The 18,946-nt window shown below is 63.5% G+C and carries 19 protein-coding genes; 8 read left to right on the forward strand and 11 right to left on the reverse strand.

Annotated features, from left to right (window positions below; all coding sequences use genetic code 11):
* Positions 1-20 precede the first annotated feature (20 nt).
* Positions 21-1,490 (reverse strand): amidophosphoribosyltransferase, encoded by a 1,470-nt coding sequence (gene purF, locus LB569_RS25170; protein WP_140710486.1) that lies wholly within the window; start codon positions 1,488-1,490, stop codon positions 21-23.
* A gap of 131 nt (positions 1,491-1,621) precedes the next feature.
* On the opposite strand from purF, the gene LB569_RS25175 reads away from it, so the two are divergent.
* Complete coding sequence (locus LB569_RS25175; protein ID WP_181173869.1) at positions 1,622-2,098, forward strand: DUF4826 family protein; 477 nt, start codon at positions 1,622-1,624, stop codon at positions 2,096-2,098.
* Positions 2,099-2,127: 29 nt separating this feature from the next.
* Here the strand turns inward: LB569_RS25175 and LB569_RS25180 are convergent, their stop codons facing one another.
* From LB569_RS25180 to rpsF, 9 genes are all read right to left on the reverse strand, one after another.
* On the reverse strand, positions 2,128-2,787 hold the full coding sequence (locus LB569_RS25180) for a CvpA family protein (RefSeq protein ID WP_224694509.1): 660 nt from the start codon (positions 2,785-2,787) through the stop codon (positions 2,128-2,130).
* A 47-nt stretch (positions 2,788-2,834) separates the two neighbouring features.
* Positions 2,835-4,238, reverse strand: coding sequence for a DNA repair protein RadA (gene radA / locus LB569_RS25185; RefSeq protein WP_140710492.1), 1,404 nt, complete (start codon positions 4,236-4,238; stop codon positions 2,835-2,837).
* A 131-nt stretch (positions 4,239-4,369) separates the two neighbouring features.
* Entirely contained in the window at positions 4,370-5,860 is a 1,491-nt protein-coding gene (locus LB569_RS25190) for a replicative DNA helicase (protein ID WP_140710494.1), read from the reverse strand.
* Positions 5,861-6,080: 220 nt separating this feature from the next.
* Positions 6,081-7,058 (reverse strand): small ribosomal subunit Rsm22 family protein, encoded by a 978-nt coding sequence (locus LB569_RS25195; protein ID WP_224694510.1) that lies wholly within the window; start codon positions 7,056-7,058, stop codon positions 6,081-6,083.
* Position 7,059: 1 nt separating this feature from the next.
* The gene (locus tag LB569_RS25200; RefSeq protein ID WP_140710498.1) at positions 7,060-7,383 is read right to left on the reverse strand and encodes a YnfA family protein; all 324 of its coding nucleotides are present in this window, start codon (positions 7,381-7,383) and stop codon (positions 7,060-7,062) included.
* Between the two features lie 88 nt (positions 7,384-7,471).
* On the reverse strand, positions 7,472-8,782 hold the full coding sequence (locus LB569_RS25205; protein WP_140710500.1) for an SAM-dependent methyltransferase: 1,311 nt from the start codon (positions 8,780-8,782) through the stop codon (positions 7,472-7,474).
* Between the two features lie 238 nt (positions 8,783-9,020).
* Complete coding sequence (gene rplI, locus LB569_RS25210) at positions 9,021-9,605, reverse strand: 50S ribosomal protein L9 (RefSeq protein WP_140710502.1); 585 nt, start codon at positions 9,603-9,605, stop codon at positions 9,021-9,023.
* Between the two features lie 216 nt (positions 9,606-9,821).
* A complete protein-coding gene (rpsR, locus tag LB569_RS25215) occupies positions 9,822-10,070 on the reverse strand; it encodes a 30S ribosomal protein S18 (protein ID WP_006203718.1) in 249 nt (82 codons plus the stop codon).
* Entirely contained in the window at positions 10,070-10,558 is a 489-nt protein-coding gene (rpsF, locus tag LB569_RS25220; RefSeq protein ID WP_015318508.1) for a 30S ribosomal protein S6, read from the reverse strand. The genes rpsR and rpsF overlap by 1 nt, the downstream gene beginning before the upstream one ends.
* Before the next feature lie 531 nt (positions 10,559-11,089).
* Here rpsF and LB569_RS25225 point away from each other — a divergent pair.
* On the forward strand, positions 11,090-12,646 hold the full coding sequence (locus LB569_RS25225; RefSeq protein WP_318013141.1) for a pilus assembly protein: 1,557 nt from the start codon (positions 11,090-11,092) through the stop codon (positions 12,644-12,646).
* Between the two features lie 48 nt (positions 12,647-12,694).
* Here LB569_RS25225 and LB569_RS25230 read toward each other — a convergent pair whose 3' ends face one another.
* Entirely contained in the window at positions 12,695-14,623 is a 1,929-nt protein-coding gene (locus LB569_RS25230) for an LTA synthase family protein (RefSeq protein ID WP_224694511.1), read from the reverse strand.
* 276 nt (positions 14,624-14,899) lie between these two features.
* Between LB569_RS25230 and fabD the strand changes: the two genes are divergently transcribed.
* The 6 genes from fabD to fabF all read left to right on the forward strand — a co-directional run bounded on the left by fabD (position 14,900) and on the right by fabF (position 18,903).
* Positions 14,900-15,844 (forward strand): ACP S-malonyltransferase, encoded by a 945-nt coding sequence (gene fabD / locus LB569_RS25235; RefSeq protein WP_224694512.1) that lies wholly within the window; start codon positions 14,900-14,902, stop codon positions 15,842-15,844.
* Between the two features lie 58 nt (positions 15,845-15,902).
* Positions 15,903-16,124 carry a ribbon-helix-helix protein, CopG family gene (locus tag LB569_RS25240; RefSeq protein ID WP_140710510.1) on the forward strand — a complete coding sequence of 74 codons (222 nt, stop codon included), beginning with the start codon at positions 15,903-15,905 and terminating at the stop codon, positions 16,122-16,124.
* Positions 16,108-16,404: a type II toxin-antitoxin system RelE family toxin gene (locus LB569_RS25245; RefSeq protein WP_140710512.1), complete on the forward strand. Its 297-nt coding sequence runs from the start codon at positions 16,108-16,110 to the stop codon at positions 16,402-16,404. Before LB569_RS25240 ends, LB569_RS25245 begins: the two co-directional genes overlap by 17 nt.
* A gap of 14 nt (positions 16,405-16,418) precedes the next feature.
* Positions 16,419-17,156 (forward strand): 3-oxoacyl-[acyl-carrier-protein] reductase, encoded by a 738-nt coding sequence (fabG, locus tag LB569_RS25250; RefSeq protein ID WP_140710514.1) that lies wholly within the window; start codon positions 16,419-16,421, stop codon positions 17,154-17,156.
* A gap of 213 nt (positions 17,157-17,369) precedes the next feature.
* Entirely contained in the window at positions 17,370-17,606 is a 237-nt protein-coding gene (locus LB569_RS25255; protein ID WP_006203723.1) for an acyl carrier protein, read from the forward strand.
* 34 nt (positions 17,607-17,640) lie between these two features.
* Complete coding sequence (gene fabF, locus LB569_RS25260) at positions 17,641-18,903, forward strand: beta-ketoacyl-ACP synthase II (RefSeq protein ID WP_140710516.1); 1,263 nt, start codon at positions 17,641-17,643, stop codon at positions 18,901-18,903.
* Positions 18,904-18,946: the final 43 nt, after the last annotated feature.

An 18,946-nucleotide genomic window follows, 5' to 3' on the forward strand; every position in this document is an offset into this window, starting at 1 on the left:
ATTCCGTGAAGTGTTCCGGCTTACGCCCCGCTGGTCGCCAGCAGCGACAGCGTGCGCACATTATCGTGGCCTTCGAAGTCGAGCAGGCGGGTCGGGTACTGGCCGGTGAAGCACGCATCGCAGAACTGCGGCTGTTCGTCGTCGCGGCTGGCCTCGCCGACGGCGCGGTAGAGCCCGTTGATCGACAAGAAGCCGAGCGAATCGACGCGGATGAATTCGGCCATCTCTTCCACCGACATGCGCGAAGCGAGCAGCTTTGACTTTTCCGGTGTGTCGACGCCGTAGAAACAGGATGCACTGGTCGGCGGCGAGGCGATGCGCATATGCACTTCCCTGGCGCCGGCGTCGCGCACCATTTGCACGATCTTCTGGCTGGTGGTGCCGCGCACGATGGAATCGTCGACCAGCACCACGCGCTTGCCCTCGATCATGCGGCGGTTGGCGTTGTGCTTCAGCTTGACGCCCATGTGGCGGATCGAATCGCCGGGCTGGATGAAGGTGCGGCCCACATAGTGGTTGCGGATGATACCGAGTTCGAATGGAATGCCAGCCGCCTGGGAAAAACCGATCGCCGCCGGTGTGCCGGAATCCGGCACCGGCACGACGATGTCGGCCTCGACCGGGTTTTCCTGCGCCAGTTCCGCGCCGATGCGCTTGCGCACCTCATAGACGTTGCGGCCCTCGACCGAAGAGTCGGGCCGGGCGAAATAGACATATTCGAAGATGCAGAAGCGGGTCTTCTGCGGTTCGAACGGGAACAGACTTTCGATGCCCTTCGAGGTGACGACGACCATCTCGCCGGGCTTCAGGTCGCGCACGAAGCGCGCGCCGATAATGTCAAGCGCGCAGGTTTCGGAGGCCAGGATCCAGGCGCCGTCGAGGTCGCCCAGCACCAGCGGGCGGATGCCGAGCGGATCGCGGCAGCCGATCATCTTCTTGGCCGTCATCGCCACCAGCGAGAAGGCGCCCTCGACCTGGCGCACCGCGTCGATGAAGCGCGAGTTTAGATCGCGCTCCTTGCTGGTCGCGACCAGATGCAGAAGCGTCTCGGTGTCGGAGGTCGAGGAGAAGATCGCGCCCTGCTTCTGCAGCGCGCGCTGCACGGTCATGGCGTTGGTCAAATTGCCGTTATGGGCGACGGCGAAGCCGCCATCGGCCAACTCGGCGAAGAAGGGCTGGATGTTGCGCATGCCGGCGCCGCCTGTCGTGGCGTAGCGCGTGTGGCCGATGGCGCGGTTGCCCTGCAGGCTGTCGATGACGCGCTGCTTGGTGAAGGTGTCGCCGATCAGGCCGACATGGCGTTCGACATGGAACTGGGTGCCGTCATAGGAAACGATGCCGGCGGCTTCCTGGCCGCGATGCTGCAGCGCATGCAGGCCGAGTGTGACGATGGCCGCCGCATCCTGCCGGCCAAAGATGCCGAAGACACCGCACTCGTCATGGAAATGGTCGTCGGCCTCGGCGGAAAGCACGTCGTCTGCGTCTGCCATCTGTTCGAGCCTCGCTACGGAAAGGCGTGATATAGTGCAGTCGAGCTTCTAATGCCACTGGAAATAAGGACGCCGGCTTGTGGTCGCCGTCACTCGTCCGGTAGCGTTTCTCTCGCAAAGAGGACTTGCCGGTGAACGACACATCCGACGAAGCCGAAGAGCCCAGTGAGGCCGAAGAAGAGGCGTGGTGCGAATCACAACGCCAGTACGTGATCGACTATCTGGAACGCGAGCAATTGAAACACGGGAGGGTGGGCGAATGGCCAGCTTGGCACGTCTATCCCTACGTTGCCATTTGGGCCATTGAGAGTCTTGCTCGACCTGAATGGATCGGTTGGTGGGCAATCTCTGGTGATCTCCCCACCGACTTTATACCCTGCGGACAGGACCCCACGCCGCGCGCTGCCGCCCGAGAGTTTGGCTTGCGTTGGAAGAAAGCAGCTGTGGCGATGGCTCAAGGGCGGGAATCCGAGGAATTCACGATTGGCAGGCCCGACGATGCCGCAACGCTAGCGCCTCTGCTTGCGTCTAGAGCAAGTATACTCCTGGGTTGGGCTGAGGATGACGAAGCCTGGGACGACGATCCCGATGATCAGTCGGGAACTTGATCGTCGCCGCAGGTCTATAGCCTGCTGTGTCAGTTCGCCGGCGCGGGCGCCGGCTTGACCGTGTTGTCGGCGGGACCGGCGTCGTTGTCGTCGGGCGCCGGCGCATTGGCGTCGTCGCCACCGGCCGGAGCATCCGCTGCCGGTGCGTCCGGCGCGGCGGGTGTCCCGGCGGCCGGCTGATTCGGATTGAGCTTCTTGAGGATGGCGTTCTCGGGATCCTCGGGCAGCAGGCTTTCGAGCTTGGCGCCGATCTGTTCCAGCAGCGGCCGCGACTTGGCCTCCGTGACCCAGGCCGGGGCCTTTGCGCCGGCCAGCCAGTTGAAGAACAGCAGCGCCACCGCGACGACCAGGATGCCGCGCGCCGCACCGTAGAGGAAGCCGAGCGTGCGGTCGAGCGCGCCGATGCGCGAATCGATGATCCAGTCAGCGAGCTTCATGGTGATGACCGAGACGACGATCAGCGCGATGACGAAGACGACGCCGGCAGAGGCCGCCATGGCGATCTTCTCATTCTCGATATAGGGCTTCAGATAGGGCAGGACCGGCTTGTAGAAGAAGAAAGCCGCCGCCGCCGCCGCCGCCCAGGAGACGACCGAAAGCACCTCGCGCGAAAAGCCGCGAACCATGGCGAGCATCGCCGAAACCAGGGTGAAGCCGACGAGAATTCCGTCAAGCAGCGTAATCGGCATGTCTTTGGCCCCACTCCGATCTCTTGTTCACGACTCGACGAGCCGCGTCATTCTTCATCGTCGACACGGCCGCGCCGTGAGCCGGCTATCCGCGCCACGAGGTCGGCAAGCTCGGTGGGCTGGAAAGCGCCGGCCCCGATCCCCCCAGCAAGTTCCTCGCTGCCCAAGGGCAGAACCGCGCTACCAAAACCCAGCTTTTCGGCTTCCTTGAGGCGCTGCTGCGCATGCGCAACCGGCCTCACCGCGCCCGAAAGGCTGATTTCGCCGAAATAGACGCAATCGGCGGGGAGGGCAAGACCGGTGAGCGAGGAAACCAGCGCGGCGGCGACCGCGAGATCGGCCGCCGGCTCGCTGATGCGGTAGCCGCCGGCCACGTTGAGATAGACGTCATGTTGCCCGAAACGGACGCCGCAATGCGCCTCCAGCACCGCCAGGATCATCGACAGCCGCGCCCCGTCCCAGCCGACCACCGCCCGGCGCGGCGTGCCGAGCGAGGAGGCCGCGACCAGCGCCTGGATCTCGACCAGAACCGGCCTGGTGCCCTCCATGCCGGCGAAAACCGCTGCTCCCGGCGATTTCGCGTGCCGTTCGCCAAGGAAAAGCTCGGATGGGTTGGAGACCTCGCGCAGACCCTTGTCCGACATTTCGAAGACACCGATCTCGTCGGTCGGTCCGAAGCGGTTCTTCACCGTGCGCAGGATGCGAAAGTGGTGGCCGCCTTCGCCCTCGAAATAGAGCACGCCGTCGACCATGTGCTCGACCACGCGCGGACCCGCGATCTGGCCTTCCTTGGTGACATGGCCGACCAGCACGATCGCGGCACCCGTGGACTTGGCATAACGGATCATAGCCTGCGCGGCGGCGCGGACTTGGGTGACCGTGCCGGGCGCCGAATCGGCAAGGTCGGTCCACAGGGTCTGGATCGAATCGAGGATGACCAGGTCCGGCCGCTTGCCGTCGGCGATCGTGGCGAGGATGTCCTCGACATTGGTCTCGGCCGCGAGCTCGACCGGCGCGGACGCGACGCCGAGACGCTGGGCGCGCAGCCTGATCTGCGCGACAGCTTCCTCGCCCGAGACATAGACGATCCGGTGGCCCTTGGAGGCAAGGGCGGCCGCCGCCTGGGTCAGCAGCGTCGACTTGCCGATCCCGGGATCGCCGCCGACCAGCAGTGCCGAGCCGCGCACGAAACCGCCGCCGGTGGCGCGGTCGAGTTCGCCGATGCCCGAGATGATGCGCGGTGCGTCCTCGATATCGCCCGAAAGCGTGGTCAGCACCACGGCCCGGCCCTTGCGGGCATTGCGCGTGTTGGCCGGCCCCGAGCCGATGCCGCCCGACGTGCCTTCCTCGACCAGCGTGTTCCACTCGCCGCAGGCATCGCATTTGCCGGCCCAGCGCTGATGCACCGAGCCGCAATTCTGGCAGATGAACTGGACGCGCGATTTGGCCACGCTTTTACCTTCTTGCCCGCTGGCGGACGCCGCGCGCGACAGCCAATCTCCCCATTTGGGGGGGGCGGCAGGACAGAGGGGGGCGCCGTAGGGCGCCGAGACCCGTTATTGTGGAGGTCGTGGTCAAAAGGCTACTCGAACCTCTCCGCGATATGATGCTCTTCCGCCAGATCCGAGAAGCGGGTGAATTCGCCGTGGAAGGCGAGCGTGACCGTGCCCGTCGGCCCGTGGCGCTGCTTGGCCACGATGACCTCGGCCTTGCCGCGCATTTCGTTCATCTCGTTTTCCCACTTGACGTATTCCTCGGTGCCGAGCTTGGGCTCACGGTTCTTGAGGTAATACTCCTCGCGGTAGACGAAGATGACGACGTCGGCGTCCTGCTCGATCGAACCGGATTCGCGCAAGTCCGAAAGCTGCGGGCGCTTGTCGTCGCGGCTTTCGACCTGACGCGACAGCTGCGACAGCGCGATGATGGGCACGGTCAGTTCCTTGGCCAGCGCCTTCAGGCCCGTGGTGATCTCGGTGATTTCCTGCACGCGGTTCTGTGAAGACTTGGCCGATGAGCCCTGCATCAGCTGGATATAGTCGATGACGATCAGGTCGAGGCCGCGCTGGCGCTTCAGGCGGCGCGCCCGGGCGGACAGCTGGGCAATGGAAATACCACCCGTCTGGTCGATGAACAGCGGGATCTTCTGCATGGTCTGCGAACAGGCGACCAGCTTTTCGAAATCCATCTCACTGATTTCGCCGCGGCGGATCTTCGAGGACGAGATTTCCGTCTGTTCGGAAATGATACGGGTCGCGAGCTGCTCGGACGACATTTCGAGCGAGAAGAAACCGACGACGCCGCCATTGGCCGCCTTGAACGAGCCGTCGGCCTGTTGTGCCGGCACATAGGCCTCGGCGACGTTGAAGGCGATGTTGGTGGCGAGCGATGTCTTGCCCATGCCCGGACGGCCGGCAAGCACGATCAGATCGGAGGGCTGCAGGCCGCCCATGCGGCGGTCGAGATCGCGCATGCCGGTGGCGAGGCCCGACAGGCCGCCGTCGCGCATATAGGCGGCGTTGGCCATGTCGACGGCGGTCTTGACCGCGTCGGTGAAGCTCTCGAAGCCGCCGTCATAGCGCCCGGTTTCAGCCAGTTCGAACAGGCGGCGCTCGGCGTCCTCGATCTGTTCGGAAGGCGACATGTCGACCGGCGCGTCATAGGCGATGTTGACCATGTCCTCGCCGACGGTGATCAACGCCCGGCGCGTCGCCAGATCATAGATGGCGCGGCCGTAATCGGTGGCGTTGACGACGGTGACGGCTTCCACCGCCAGGCGCACCACATATTGCGCCACCGTCATGTCGCCGACCTTCTCGTCAGCGGGCAGGAAGGTCTTCAAGGTGATCGGCGTCGCCACCTTGCCCATGCGGATGAGCTCGGCCGCGACCTCGAAAATCTTGCGATGCAAGGGCTCGTGGAAATGGCCCGCTTTCAGGAAGTCGGAGACACGGTAGAAGGCATCGTTGTTGACCAGGATCGCACCGAGGAGAGCCTGCTCGGCCTCGATGTTGTTTGGCGCCTCGCGATAGAGCGGTTGTTCCGCCACGCCGAATTTTCGCGCTGCTTCTGCCATGATGTCCCCGATCTAGATCCCGCCCTCTCGATATCAGAACTGGAAAACTCAGTGCTGACTTATCTGCAACAGTGAGTGTCCAAGCGGCCTTGATGCTCGTTGTTCACAGGGACGGCAAACCGTCCACAGGAGAGTGTTCCTGAGTCCCGATTCCGTTTGACTCGGCAAGTGCTGATTCTTACGCGCGCTATTGGAACGAAGCAAGAACAATCGGTGGGGGTCAACGACCGCCGCGGTCCAACGTATCGCCCCAGTCCAGCCGCCGCGCCACCTTGAACGCCTCGCCGTCGCGCTTGGTGAAGAGCTTTTCGCCGGCGCTGCCGTCCGCCTGGCAGAGTTTCAGCGACACCTTGCCGGAACCGGATTTCGGCGGCGCGATCACCCGCGCGGGGTGCGGGCCGGTGGGCTGTCGAGAAGCGGCGACAAAAATGAATTTCTCATCCTCCCACGGCACATCGCCGTCCTTGGCCAGCCGGTGCAACCGCGAGCGGGCGACGCGACGGGAAAAATGACACCAGTCGGGCGGGCTGAGCGGGCAGGGTGCCTCGTGCGGACACGGCGCCAGGACATGCGCGCCGGCCGTGATCAGTTGCGCGCGCACCGCGAGGATGCGTTGCCAGCCCGCCGGCGTACCCGGCTCGATGACCAGCAGCGTGTCCGTCGTGAGCTGCCACAGACGGTCGACCATTTTGGGCAGGGATGCCGGCACGATCTCATCCAGCACATAGGCGCATGTGACGAGGTCCGCCGGCTGGAGGTCGGCAACGTCTGTCGTGACATCGCCGGCCCGCCAGATGGTCAGCGTCGCGATCGCATCGGCCGCAAGCGTCTCGCCGATCTTGCGCACCGCTGCACTCGCCTCCAGCAGCGTGGCCTGTTCCAGTTCGGGCCAGAGGTCGCTGGTGGCCCAAAGCACGGTGCCAGGGCCGGCGCCGACGTCGAGCAGGGTCGCGGGCGTGAAATCCGGCCGGGCTTCGGCGAGTATATCGAGGCTGGCGCGGACCGCCGCATAGGTCGCCGGCATCCGCGTCGCCAGATAGGCTTTGACCGCCATCTCCTGCGCCATGTGCAGGCGCCCGTCGCGCAGTTCGGCGCGGTAGCGGTCGGACAGGATTTTCGCCGCCTGCTTCAGGTCCTGCAGCGGTACTTTTTCAAGGATGCGATCGACAGCCTGTCGAAGAGGGGCCGGCAACTCCACGCTATGCTCCTCGCGGCACGAGCAGGATGATCGAGGCGCCGGCCAGGCAGAGCGCCGCACCGCCAAGATCCCAGCGATCGGGCCGGACGCCTTCCACCAGCCAGAGCCAGGCGAGCGAGGCAACGATGTAGATGCCACCGTAAGCGGCATAGGCTCGCCCTGCCGCATTGGTGTCAACCAGTGCCAGGAGCCAGGCGAAGACAAGCAGCGAGACAAAGCCCGGCGCCAGCCACAAAGGCGATTTTTCCAGCCGCCACCAGGCCCATACCGAAAAGCAGCCGCCGATCTCGGCCAGCGCCGCGGCGGCATAGAGGAGATAGGTCATGAAAAAGGCCTCGCGACGATCACGAGGCCTTTTTCGGGGCAGGAGCCTGCGATGGCAAGCGCCATAATGCGTCCTGACAGCGAGGTTCCTATTCCGCCACCTTGCGTCGGCGGGCCGGCTTGGCCGGCTTCGCGACAGAAGCAGCTTCACGGTGCCCCATGTCTTCACGGTGCCCCATGTCGCGCATTTCCAGCGCCTTCTCGCATTTGGCCATATAGTCGCGCGTCATCGGCAGCGTGTCGTTCTTCTTGGCGATCTGGAACTGGAAGATCACCAGGTCTTGCCAACGGAAGGCGGCTTCCGAGGCGGCCAGATAGAATTCCCACATGCGGCAGAAGCGTTCGTCATAGATCGCCTTGGCCTTGTCGCGGTTGGCGGCGAAGCGCTGACCCCAATGCTTCAGCGTATCGGCATAGTGGAGGCGCAGGATCTCGACATCGGTGACCACGAGGCCGGATTTCTCGATCGCCGGCAGCACTTCGGACATCGCCGGGATGTAGCCGCCCGGGAAAATATACTTGCGGATGAAGGCGCTGGTCGCCCACGGCACGCCGGAGCGGCCGATCGTGTGCAAAAGCATGACGCCGTCGGGCTTCAGCAATGTTGCCGCCTTGTCGAAGAAGGTACGGTAATGGTTGACGCCGACATGCTCGAACATGCCGACCGAGACGATGCGGTCGAAGCGTTCGTTGAGTTCGCGATAATCCTTCAGTTCGAAATGGACGTGGTTTTCCAGCCCTTGCGCATGCGCCCGGTCGGTAGCGACGCCATGCTGTTCGGTCGACAGCGTCACGCCCTGCACGTCGACATCGAAGGCCTTGGCGAGGTAGAGGCCGAGCCCGCCCCAGCCGGAGCCGATGTCGAGCACCGTCTGGCCGGCCTTCAGCCTGAGCTTGGCGGCGATATGGCGCTTCTTGGCGGCCTGCGCCTCGTCGAGCGTCATGTCCGGCTGCTCGAAATAGGCGCAGGAATATTGCATGTCCTCATCGAGGAAGAGCCGGTAGAGTTCGCCCGACAGATCGTAGTGGCGCTGCACGTTGCGGCGCGAGCGCGAGGCGGTGTTGATCTGCTGCAGGCGGCGGAAGGCGTGGCGCAGGCCCTCGATGGCTTTCGACCAGGTCGCGTCGATGCCGCCGCTGCCCATGTTCTGGAAGGCGATGCGCATCAGTCCGAGCACGCCGCCTTCGAGAATGTCGAGTTCGCCGTCCATGTAGGATTCAGGCACCGCCAGCATTGGATCGAAGGTAATGGCGCGCTCGGCATGTCGGGTCTTGATGTGCATGTGCACCGGCTCGCCGCTGCCGTCACCGAAGAGGAACGTCGTGCCTTTCGGCCCGGTTACCTTGAGACTGCCCGTGCGCACCAGGCGGTCGAGAACGCGCTTCAACAGAATATTCATGACCAAATGTCCCCTCAGTCGGACCACCCGGTGATCGGACCGGTATTGCCAAATCAAAAGTGTCACAGCGCATCGCCCGCGTCCAATCGACGCGCCACGACACAATGTGCACAAGATATAGGGTGTCGAAAAGTTCCTTTTGGCACAAAAAAGCCCGGGCCAGAGGCCCGGGCGTTGGTCCAGAAAGACGGAAACCGTCAGAACGGAGCAGGCGCCGGCTTGTCGCCCTGCAACGCGGTCAGGCGTTGTCTTCGCCGCCCTCGAATTCGGCGTTCGGGTCGAAGAAGTTTTCCGGCCGCGCATTGTCGTTGATGTCGTCGCCATAAATGGCTTCGGCGGTCGTCAGCGTCTCGCCCTTTGCCTGGCGCTCGGCTTCGTCGGCCGTGCGGGCGATGTTGAGCGTGATGGTGACCTCGACTTCCGGATGCAGCGCGATCGCCACATTGGTGAGGCCGATGGTCTTGATCGGCTGGTTGAGCTGGATCTGGTTGCGGTTGACCGTGAAGCCTTCCGCGATCAGCAGGTCGGCGATGTCGCGGGTCGACACCGAACCGTAGAGCTGGCCGGTCTCGCCGGCCGAACGGACCGCGATGAAGCTCTTGCCGTCTAGCTTTTCGGCGACCTGGGCGGCTTCCGACTTGCGCTCGAGGTTGCGGGCTTCGAGCTGGGCGCGCTGGCCTTCGAACTTTTTCTTGTTGGCTTCGTTGGCGCGCAGCGCCTTGCCCTGCGGCAGCAGGAAGTTGCGGGCAAAACCGTCCTTGACCTTGACGGTATCGCCCATCTGGCCGAGGCGGGAAACGCGTTCGAGAAGAATGACTTCCATGGTTATGTTCCTTTTGGTTGGGCGCCCGTCCACGCGGTGGACGCCGAATTCTCTGGAACAGGTCAGGAAGCAAAAAGGGCGTTGCCGCCGGTGTCGCTGTCCTGCCTGTCGCGGCAGTTAGAGGTTTTTGACCTCAACTCGGGATTTGAAAACCAACCGATCATGCCCGTCATGGCCGGCGAAAGGAACGGGCGGCGAACCGCCCGTTCGGAAGAATCAGCGAACCACGTAGGGCAGCAGGCCGAGGAAACGGGCGCGCTTGATCGCCTTGGCGAGCTCGCGCTGCTTCTTCTGGCTGACGGCGGTGATGCGCGAGGGCACGATCTTGCCGCGCTCGGAAATGTAGCGCTGTAGCAGACGCACGTCCTTGTAGTCGATCTTCGGTGCGTTGGCGCCGGAGAACGGGCAGGTCTTGCGACGGCGATGGAAAGGGCGCCGGGTCGGGATCTGGTTGATGTCGACCATTATTCTGCACCCCCTTCAAAACCTTCGCGCGGACGGCGCGGACCACGGTCGCCGCCTTCACGATCGCCGAACGAACGCGGGCCACGATCGCCGCGGTCGCCGAAGCTGCGCGCCGGACGATCGCCACGGTCGCGGTCGCCGAAGCCGCCACGCTCGGAGCGCTCTTCGCGCTTCTGCATCATGGCCGAAGGGCCTTCCTCATGCGCCTCGACCTTGATGGTCAGGAAACGCAGCACGTCCTCGGACAGGCCCATCTGGCGCTCCATTTCGTTGAGCGCCGCCGGCGGGCAGGTGAGGTCCATCAGCGTGTAGTATGCCTTCCGGTTCTTGTTGACCCGGTAGGTGAGGGACTTCAGTCCCCAGTTCTCGACCCGGCCGACGGACCCGCCATTCGCGGAGATGACGCCCTTGTACTGTTCGACAAGCGCATCGACCTGCTGCTGCGAGAGGTCCTGCCGGGCAAGAAACACATGTTCGTAAAGAGCCATTATGTCTTGGTGCCTTTCTTCGTTTCTCTCCCGGTTCCCGGCGGCAAAAGCCTCTGCAACTTCTCTGACCCGCATGTGCCTCGAAAGGCGCGGGGAAGAAAGGAGCATGACGAGACGGTCGAGAGCGGAGACACGGGAGGCGGAAGCGCTTCTGGCTTCACACGAAGGTTCTCGAAAAACCTCCGGCCCTCCGTTCAGCCCCCAGCTGGGACCGGCAGATTGGCGGCGTCTATATAGCAATCCGCCGATAAGGCAAGGGCAAGCGGCGGTCCCGATGTCGCAGCGGCCGGAAAAATCAAGCGTCTGCACCGGCGAGGCACCGGCAATTTTCCGGCAACCGGCCCTTAACCACAATGTCAGGTTGCGCAGGGTTGCGCCGCGCCGTCAACGGTCGATTCATCATGCAAGGCGCAAAAGCCCGGACAACCGCGCATAGCGGCAAGCATTTCCGGGGGTAAGGATGCTTCTCAACAAGTTCTGGCGCTCGAAGAGCGGCAATTTCGCGTTGGGCTCCCGGCCATTCTGTCGGCCGTGGCCTTCGCGACCGATGTCTCGACCATGATGCGTGCCAAGAGCAACCTGCAGAACGCGCTCGATGCGGCAAACCTTGCCTCCTCGCATCTTGGCGATCTCGACATTACCCGCACCGATGCTTTCGACCGCTATTTCCAGGCCAACATCGCTGGACATGGCGAACTCGTCAACGCGCAGGCGACGCTGACCGTCGACAGGGGCGTCAATTTCATCAAGACCAAAGCGGTCGCCTCGGCCGACGTCAATCTGAACTTCGCCTTCCTGTTTGGCCAGAGCAAGCACATCGTGGTCGATGCCTCGGCGGCCGAGTCCAATAACCAGCTCGAAGTCGTGTTGGTTCTGGACAATACCGGCTCGATGGCTGGCGCTCGCATGACGGCTCTGAGGACGGCGACGAAGTCGTTGCTGGATACGCTCGAATCGACAAAGTCGCCGACGCGCCAGGTCCGTGCCTCGCTGGTTCCCTTCGTCACGGCCGTTAACGTAAATGGCGACGGGTTCGATCCGTCCTGGATCGACATGGACGGCAAATCCTCGACCAACGGTATCAATTTCCCCGTCATCGACGGCAAGCGCCCGAACCACATGGCGCTGTTCAGGCAGCTCAAGGACACCGGATGGGCCGAGCCCGGATGGAACGACACGGGATGGAAGGGCTGCGTGGAGGCGCGGGCCGGTGCCTACAACATTTCCGACACGCCGCCCGACCCGGCTAAGCCCGACACGCTGTTCGTTCCCTATTTTGCGCCGGATGATCCGGGAGATGCGCAGATGCCGTCCAGTTCCTATGGCAATGAGGCAAAATACTACAACAATTCCTATCTCAGCGACGCCAGCGACACGGTCAAGCTAGACAAGCAGAAAGGCGACAACCGGCTCGGCATCGACTTCAGCGGCCTCGACAGCGATCCCGACAAAGCCACCAAGGAACAGGTCGCCAAATATGTGGCGCCGGCCAAGGAACTTATCACCGAGACGGGAACTCCCGTCACCGTTGGTCCCAACCGTTCCTGCCCGACCCCCGTCGTTCCCCTGACCGACGATTTCGACAAATTGCGTAAGGCGGCGAGCCAGATGACGGAATGGAACGGCTCCGGCACCAACGTCTCGGAGGGGCTGTCCTGGGGCATGCGGGTGCTCTCGCCCGGCGCGCCCTATACCGGCGGCGCGCCATTCAAGACGCCTGGCGTCAGCAAGATCGTGCTCCTGCTCACCGACGGTGAGAACGTCGTCTACGGCGCAAGCCAGCAATCGACGAAGTCCGACTACACATCCTACGGCTATCTGGCGGGTGGCCGCTTCGGGTCGGACAATCAGACGACGGCGGCCCGCAATGTCGACGGCTGGACGAAGAGCGTCTGCACGCAGTTGAAGAACCAGGGCGTGCAGATTTACACGATGGTGCTGCAGTCCGACACCGCCGCCAACCGCACGCTTTACAGCGCCTGCGCTTCCGATCCGAGCGATTATTATGCCGTCAACGATCCAGCCAAGCTGCCGAACGTGTTCCTGCAGATCGCCAACAAGTTCTCCAAGCTGCAATTGACGAACTGAGCGGCCGGTCCCGAAAGGCGGGGCCGACAAGGGAGTTGCGCGCCCCGCTCAACTCGTATGGGCGACGACCTTGTCGACCGTCTCGGGGAAGAAGTCGGGCGCGGCCCGGCGCTTGCCGAACATCATGTCGTACTGGATCAGCCGGAAATCGCGGATCGCCGGATCGATCTCCTTTTGGCGCGACCAGTCGGGCGTGGCCGCGCCGTCCGGCGTGAGCAGCAGGTTGCGATCGACGACGCGGTAGCGCTCCCGCATCTCGCCCAGAAAGCCCGTATAGTACGGGTGGGTGATGCCTGCCGCGGTGAGGATGTGATAGGGCAGGAACGCGGGGCTGACCGCGCCCACATCCTCGACCGGACCGGAGCGGTTCGACCAGATGACAAGCGGCGTCTGGTGATGTTCGAGGGCGGCTTCCGGCGTCGGTTCCTTGCGCGGCGCGACATTGTCCTTCAGGAATCCGGTCTCGACATAGACCGGTCCGAGCGGCGGCAGGTGGTCACCGAAAAAGGCGACAATCGTTGGCCGCTCGCGCGTCTTGGCCCATTCGATCAGCCGCTCGAGGCCGCGGTCCGCGTCGGCTGAACCCTCGGCGTAGGAGAGCAGCGAGTCGCGCGCCCACTGGCTGATCGGCGCTTGCACCGAATGGGTCGGGTTCGAATAGCGGTTCGGTTCATACGGGCCATGGTTCTGCAGGCTGACGGCGAAGAAGAATACCGGGTCGTCGCTGGCGTCGGCTTCGCGGATGATCTCGTCGGTCATCGCCGCATCCGATGCCAGCGGTCCGCGCTTCTCCATGGGCGGCAACGTCTCTTCCGATTTGAAGTCGTTGAAGCCGAAATCGGCATAGACCGCGCCACGGTTCCAGAACCAGTTGGTGCCGGGGTGGATGGCGCGTGCCCTATAGCCTTCGCTCTTCAGGAAGGTCGCCATCGACGGCGTCGGGGTGCGCACATATTGCTGGTAGGGGATGCTGCCGGCCGGCAGGAAAGCATTGGAAAAGCCGGTCAGCGCCTCGAATTCGATGTTGGCGGTCATGCCGCCGAATTCGGGCGAGAACATCGAGCCCGAGCGGAGCGCCCGCACATTTGGGATCGGATCGGGGGTGATGGTGACGCCGGGCAGCTTGGTCGGATCCCAGAAGGATTCGCTCATGACGATGATGATGTCTGGCTTCTGGGCCGGCATCGAGGCGGTCACATCGGGCCTGTCGATCGCCTCGATTGCCTTGTCGGAATAGCCCGGCGGTGCCGAGACATGCGCCATCGGCACGTTGAGGGCAAAGGCCAGCGCAAAGCCGTTGGAGGCGTAGTTTTCCTTCTGGTCCCACATGATCGGGATGATCTGCAGCCGGTCCCTGGTCCACGAGAAGGTGGCGTAGTCCATGACCGAGACGAAGAAGGCGAGGAGCGGCACCGCCAGCGTCAGGCGGGCAAGGCGGCCCTTGCGGCTGAGAGCTGGAACCTTGCGGCGCCATAACCGCCAGCCGTAGACGAGCAGGGACAGGCCGGCGACGATGCCCACGACCATGGCGAGCGCGGTCATCGGCCGGTCTCGCACCAGGAGCGGCAGCAGGGCGAAGATCTGGCGGGCATAGAGGAAGTCGGTCGGATAGAGCGGATCGCCGAGATAATGCGACTTCTGGTGGCCGACAAAGGCCAGCGACAGGGTCAGCGGCGCGACGATCATCAGGCTCTGATGACTGCGGCCGAGCACGGCATCGAGGCCGATCAGGATCAGCGCGAACACGACGATGGTGGTCCAGCCGGGCTTGAGCGGCTGCAGGAAGAAGGAGACGGTGCCGGCAACGTCACCGCGCACGATCAGCTCGATGGCGAACACCAGGACGGCGGCGATCGCCAGGCTGATCAGTCCGTAACGGACGACCGGCCATTTCCGGCCCGGCAGGTAGCCGGTGGACGGATCGTCTTCCAGGAACTGCGGCGCGGCATTGCCGGCACGTTTCAAACTCTTTGCCACTTCAACTTCCCACCCAAAGACAACCCAGTCATTCGATTGTCATATAATTGTCACGCAAAGCTAGCGCCTGTGACGGAAATAAGAAGAGCCAGCAAACGATTCGTGAGCGGTTTTCATCAGGTGTGATCGCCAAAAAGCCGTTTTGGAACAGGCACTCGCGCGCGCATGCATCTCTTGTGGTGGGGTGAAGTGGCTTGACTTGGCGGCCTGCCTTGCGTCACAGGCAGGGAAAATTCGTAGTATCAGGCAAGCAGAACCAGTCTGGGGAGCCCTCGCATGGCCGTCGCATTCACCTTTCCAGGACAAGGAAGCCAGGCTGTCGGCATGGGCAAGGATCTCGCCGATAGCTTTCCAGAGGCACGCAAGGTTTTCCAGGAAGTCGACGAAGCGCTCGGCGAAAACCTGTCGAAGTTGATCTGGGACGGCCCCGAAGAGACCTTGACGCTGACCGCCAACGCGCAGCCGGCCCTGATGGCGGTATCGCTGGCGGCGATCAGGGCGCTGGAAGCGCGCGGTCTCTCGCTGAAGGACAAGGTCGCCTATGTCGCCGGCCACTCGCTGGGCGAATATTCGGCGCTCGCCGCCGCCGGCTTCATTTCGATTGCCGATGCCGCGCGGCTGTTGCGCATTCGCGGCAACGCCATGCAGGCAGCCGTGCCGGCCGGCGAGGGCGCGATGGCGGCGATCATCGGACTGGAGCAGGCCGATGTCGAAGCCGCCTGTGCCGAGGCCGCGCAAGGGGCGGGCAAGGTCTGCCAGATCGCCAACGACAATGGCGGCGGCCAACTGGTCATTTCAGGTGCCAAGGCCGCGGTTGAACTGGCGGCGAAACTGTGCACCGAAAAGGGCGCCAAGCGTGCGCTGATGCTGCAGGTGTCGGCGCCGTTCCATTCGGCGCTGATGGCGCCGGCGGCCAATGTCATGCACGAGGCGCTTGCCGACGTGGCCAAGACCGCGCCAGTCGTTCCCGTCGTTTCGAACGTCAGCGTCACCCCGACCAGCGAGCCCGACGAGATCGCCCGGCGCCTGGTCGAACAGGTGACGGGCCGCGTGCGTTGGCGCGAGACGGTGGAATGGTTCGGCCAAAACGGCGTCACCACACTTTACGAGATCGGCTCGGGGAAGGTTCTGTCCGGTCTGGCGCGGCGCATCAACCGCGATATCGCCACCGGCGCCATAGGAACGGCCGCCGACGTCGAGGCGGCGTTGGCCGCGTTCTGATCTTGTGTTCCTGACAGCGCGGCTGTACATGAATACATGTATTCATGGAGCTGCCGCCATGCCGACATCGATACGACTGGCTCCCGAGATTGAGGAGCGTCTGGACTTTCTTGCGGCCAGAACCGGCCGCAGCAAGGCCTACTATCTGCGCGAACTCATTGAACGTGGTATCGAGGAGATGGAGGACTACTATCTCGCCGCCGAAGTGCTGGAGCGGATCAAGCGCGGTGAAGAAGATGTAGTGACCGGCGAGGATTTCTGGCGTGGCCTGGACGCTTGAATACGCTCGTTCGGCGCGAAAATTTGTCGAAAAACTGGATCCGCAAACGCGTCATCGCATTCGAGACTTCATAGAAAACCGCATCGCGGTGCTCGACAATCCACGTGAGGCAGGCAAACCGCTGAAGGGTCCGCTGGCTACTTTTTGGAGATATCGGGTTGGGGATTACCGGGTTATCTGCGATGTGCAGGACCAGCGGGTCGTCATTCTGGTGGTAACGGTAGGTCAGTCATCGCGGCGACGTCTACAGATGAGCGGACCAATCCGCCGCACGATTTGAGAAGAGGATAGGACATGTTCGAACTGACCGGCCGCAAGGCACTCGTTACCGGCGCGTCGGGGGGCATCGGCGAGGCGATCGCCAGGGTGCTGCATGCGCAGGGCGCGATCGTCGGCTTGCACGGCACGCGGGTCGAGAAACTGGAGACGCTGGCCGCCGAACTGGGCGACCGGGTCAAGCTGTTCCCGGCCAATTTGTCCGACCGCGACGAGGTCAAGGCGCTCGGCCAGAAGGCGGAGGCCGATCTCGAGGGCGTCGACATCCTCGTCAACAATGCCGGCATCACCAAGGACGGCCTGTTCGTGCGCATGTCGGACGCCGACTGGGATAGCGTGCTGGAGGTCAATCTCACCGCCGCTTTCCGGCTGACCCGTGAACTGACCCATCCGATGATGCGTCGCCGCCATGGCCGCATCATCAACATCACCTCGGTGGTCGGCGTGACCGGCAATCCCGGCCAAGCGAATTACTGCGCTTCCAAGGCGGGCATGATCGGCTTTTCCAAATCGCTGGCGCAGGAGATCGCCACCCGCAACATCACCGTCAACTGCGTCGCTCCGGGCTTCATCGAATCGGCCATGACCGACAAGCTCAACGACAAGCAGAAAGAGGCGATCATGGCGGCGATCCCCACCAAGCGCATGGGCACCAGTGCCGAAGTGGCGTCCGCCGTTGCCTACCTGGCTTCGAACGAGGCCGCCTATGTGACGGGGCAGACCATTCACGTGAATGGCGGTATGGCGATGATCTGAGCGAGGCTCCGGGGGCAACACCGCGGCGCTGTGAAAACCCACCATTTCGGCTTGGACCTCAGCTATTTTTCGTGTAATGCGGCCCGCAACCCGGCGGTTCGGGCAAAAACCGGTTCGTGGCCGTTGCGTTTCCGGCAGGACCATCTTTCAGCTTGATTAGCGGCATTCCGCCCGCTAACGAAGACAGACAAACAAAAGACGAGGATGCCCCAAATGAGTGACACCGCAGAGCGCGTCAAGAAGATCGTCATCGAGCACCTGGGCGTCGATGCCGACAAAGTGACGGAGCAGGCGAGCTTCATCGATGATCTGGGCGCTGACAGCCTCGACACGGTTGAACTCGTCATGGCGTTCGAAGAAGAATTCGGCGTCGAGATTCCCGATGACGCGGCCGAGACCATCCTGACGGTCGGCGATGCCGTGAAGTACATCGACAAGGCTTCCGCCTGACGCTTTCCGCAGTCACTACCGGGGAGGACCTGCGATGAGGCGTGTCGTCGTCACGGGCCTTGGCCTGGTTTCGCCGTTCGGCATGGGCTTCGAGCACGGCTGGAAGGAACTGCTGACTGGTCGCAGCGCCGCCAAGCGCGTCACCGAGTTCGAGGTGGACGATCTTGCCTGCAAGATCGCCCACGTCATTCCGCGTGGCGACGGTTCCAACGGCACGCTCAATCCCGAAGCCATTCTCGAGCCGAAGGAACTTCGCAAGATCGGCGACTTCATCCTGTACGGGATCGCGGCCGCCGATGAAGCGCTGAAGGATTCCGGCTGGCAGCCTTCGACCGAGGATGAGCGTTGTGCCACCGGTGTGCTGATCGGCTCCGGCATCGGCGGCCTCGAGGGCATTGCCGAGAACGCGATCATCCTCAAGGAACGCGGCCCGCGCCGCATCAGCCCGTTCTTCATTCCCGGAAACATCATCAATCTGGTCTCCGGCCAGGTGTCGATCCGGCATGGGCTGAAAGGCCCCAACCACGCCGTCGTCACCGCCTGTTCGACCGGCGCGCACGCCATTGGCGACGCCGCCCGGCTGATCATCTTTGGCGATGCCGACGTAATGCTGGCCGGTGGCGCGGAATCGCCGGTGACCCGGCTTTCGCTGGCGGGCTTCGCCGCCTGCCGGGCGCTCTCGACCGAGCGCAACGACACCCCGCAAACAGCCTCGCGGCCCTACGACCGCGACCGCGACGGCTTCGTCATGGGCGAGGGCGCCGGCGTGGTGGTGCTCGAGGAATTGGAGCATGCCAAGGCACGCGGTGCGAAGATTTACGCCGAGGTGACCGGCTACGGTCTCACCGGCGATGCCTATCACATCACCGCCCCCGCCGAGGACGGCGACGGCGCTTTCCGTTGCATGACGGCCGCGTTGAACCGGGCAAAGCTTACGCCGGCCGATGTCGACTACATCAATGCGCATGGCACCTCGACCATGGCCGATACGATCGAACTCGGTGCCGTCGAGCGGCTGGTCGGCAATGCGGCGTCGAAGATCTCGATGTCGTCGACCAAGTCGTCGATCGGCCATTTGCTGGGCGCGGCGGGCGCGGCCGAAGCGATCTTTTCGATCCTCGCCATCCGGGACAATATCGCACCGGCTACCATCAACCTCGACAATCCCGAGCGCGAAACCGCGATCGACCTGGTCCCTAACAAGCCACGCGCGCGCCAGATCGACGTGGCGCTGTCGAATTCCTTCGGCTTCGGCGGCACCAACGCTTCGCTCGTCTTCCAGCGGTATGATGGCTGAAAATCCGGCTGCCGGGCGATGCTTTGGCGTGTCGTCAATTTTG

The organism is Mesorhizobium sp. BH1-1-4 (assembly GCF_020165665.1).
Taxonomy (GTDB): domain Bacteria; phylum Pseudomonadota; class Alphaproteobacteria; order Rhizobiales; family Rhizobiaceae; genus Mesorhizobium.

Excerpts from the sequence above, each read along its gene's own strand:
- purF (WP_140710486.1), bottom strand. The coding sequence starts at position 1,490 with ATGGCAGACGCAGACGACGTGCTTTCCGCCGAGGCCGACGACCATTTC.
- LB569_RS25180 (WP_224694509.1), bottom strand. The coding sequence starts at position 2,787 with ATGCCGATTACGCTGCTTGACGGAATTCTCGTCGGCTTCACCCTGGTT.
- LB569_RS25190 (WP_140710494.1), bottom strand. The coding sequence starts at position 5,860 with ATGGCAGAAGCAGCGCGAAAATTCGGCGTGGCGGAACAACCGCTCTAT.
- LB569_RS25200 (WP_140710498.1), bottom strand. The coding sequence starts at position 7,383 with ATGACCTATCTCCTCTATGCCGCCGCGGCGCTGGCCGAGATCGGCGGC.
- LB569_RS25205 (WP_140710500.1), bottom strand. The coding sequence starts at position 8,782 with ATGAATATTCTGTTGAAGCGCGTTCTCGACCGCCTGGTGCGCACGGGC.
- rplI (WP_140710502.1), bottom strand. The coding sequence starts at position 9,605 with ATGGAAGTCATTCTTCTCGAACGCGTTTCCCGCCTCGGCCAGATGGGC.
- rpsR (WP_006203718.1), bottom strand. The coding sequence starts at position 10,070 with ATGGTCGACATCAACCAGATCCCGACCCGGCGCCCTTTCCATCGCCGT.
- rpsF (WP_015318508.1), bottom strand. The coding sequence starts at position 10,558 with ATGGCTCTTTACGAACATGTGTTTCTTGCCCGGCAGGACCTCTCGCAG.
- fabD (WP_224694512.1), top strand. The coding sequence starts at position 14,900 with ATGGCCGTCGCATTCACCTTTCCAGGACAAGGAAGCCAGGCTGTCGGC.
- LB569_RS25240 (WP_140710510.1), top strand. The coding sequence starts at position 15,903 with ATGCCGACATCGATACGACTGGCTCCCGAGATTGAGGAGCGTCTGGAC.
- fabG (WP_140710514.1), top strand. The coding sequence starts at position 16,419 with ATGTTCGAACTGACCGGCCGCAAGGCACTCGTTACCGGCGCGTCGGGG.
- LB569_RS25255 (WP_006203723.1), top strand. The coding sequence starts at position 17,370 with ATGAGTGACACCGCAGAGCGCGTCAAGAAGATCGTCATCGAGCACCTG.
- fabF (WP_140710516.1), top strand. The coding sequence starts at position 17,641 with ATGAGGCGTGTCGTCGTCACGGGCCTTGGCCTGGTTTCGCCGTTCGGC.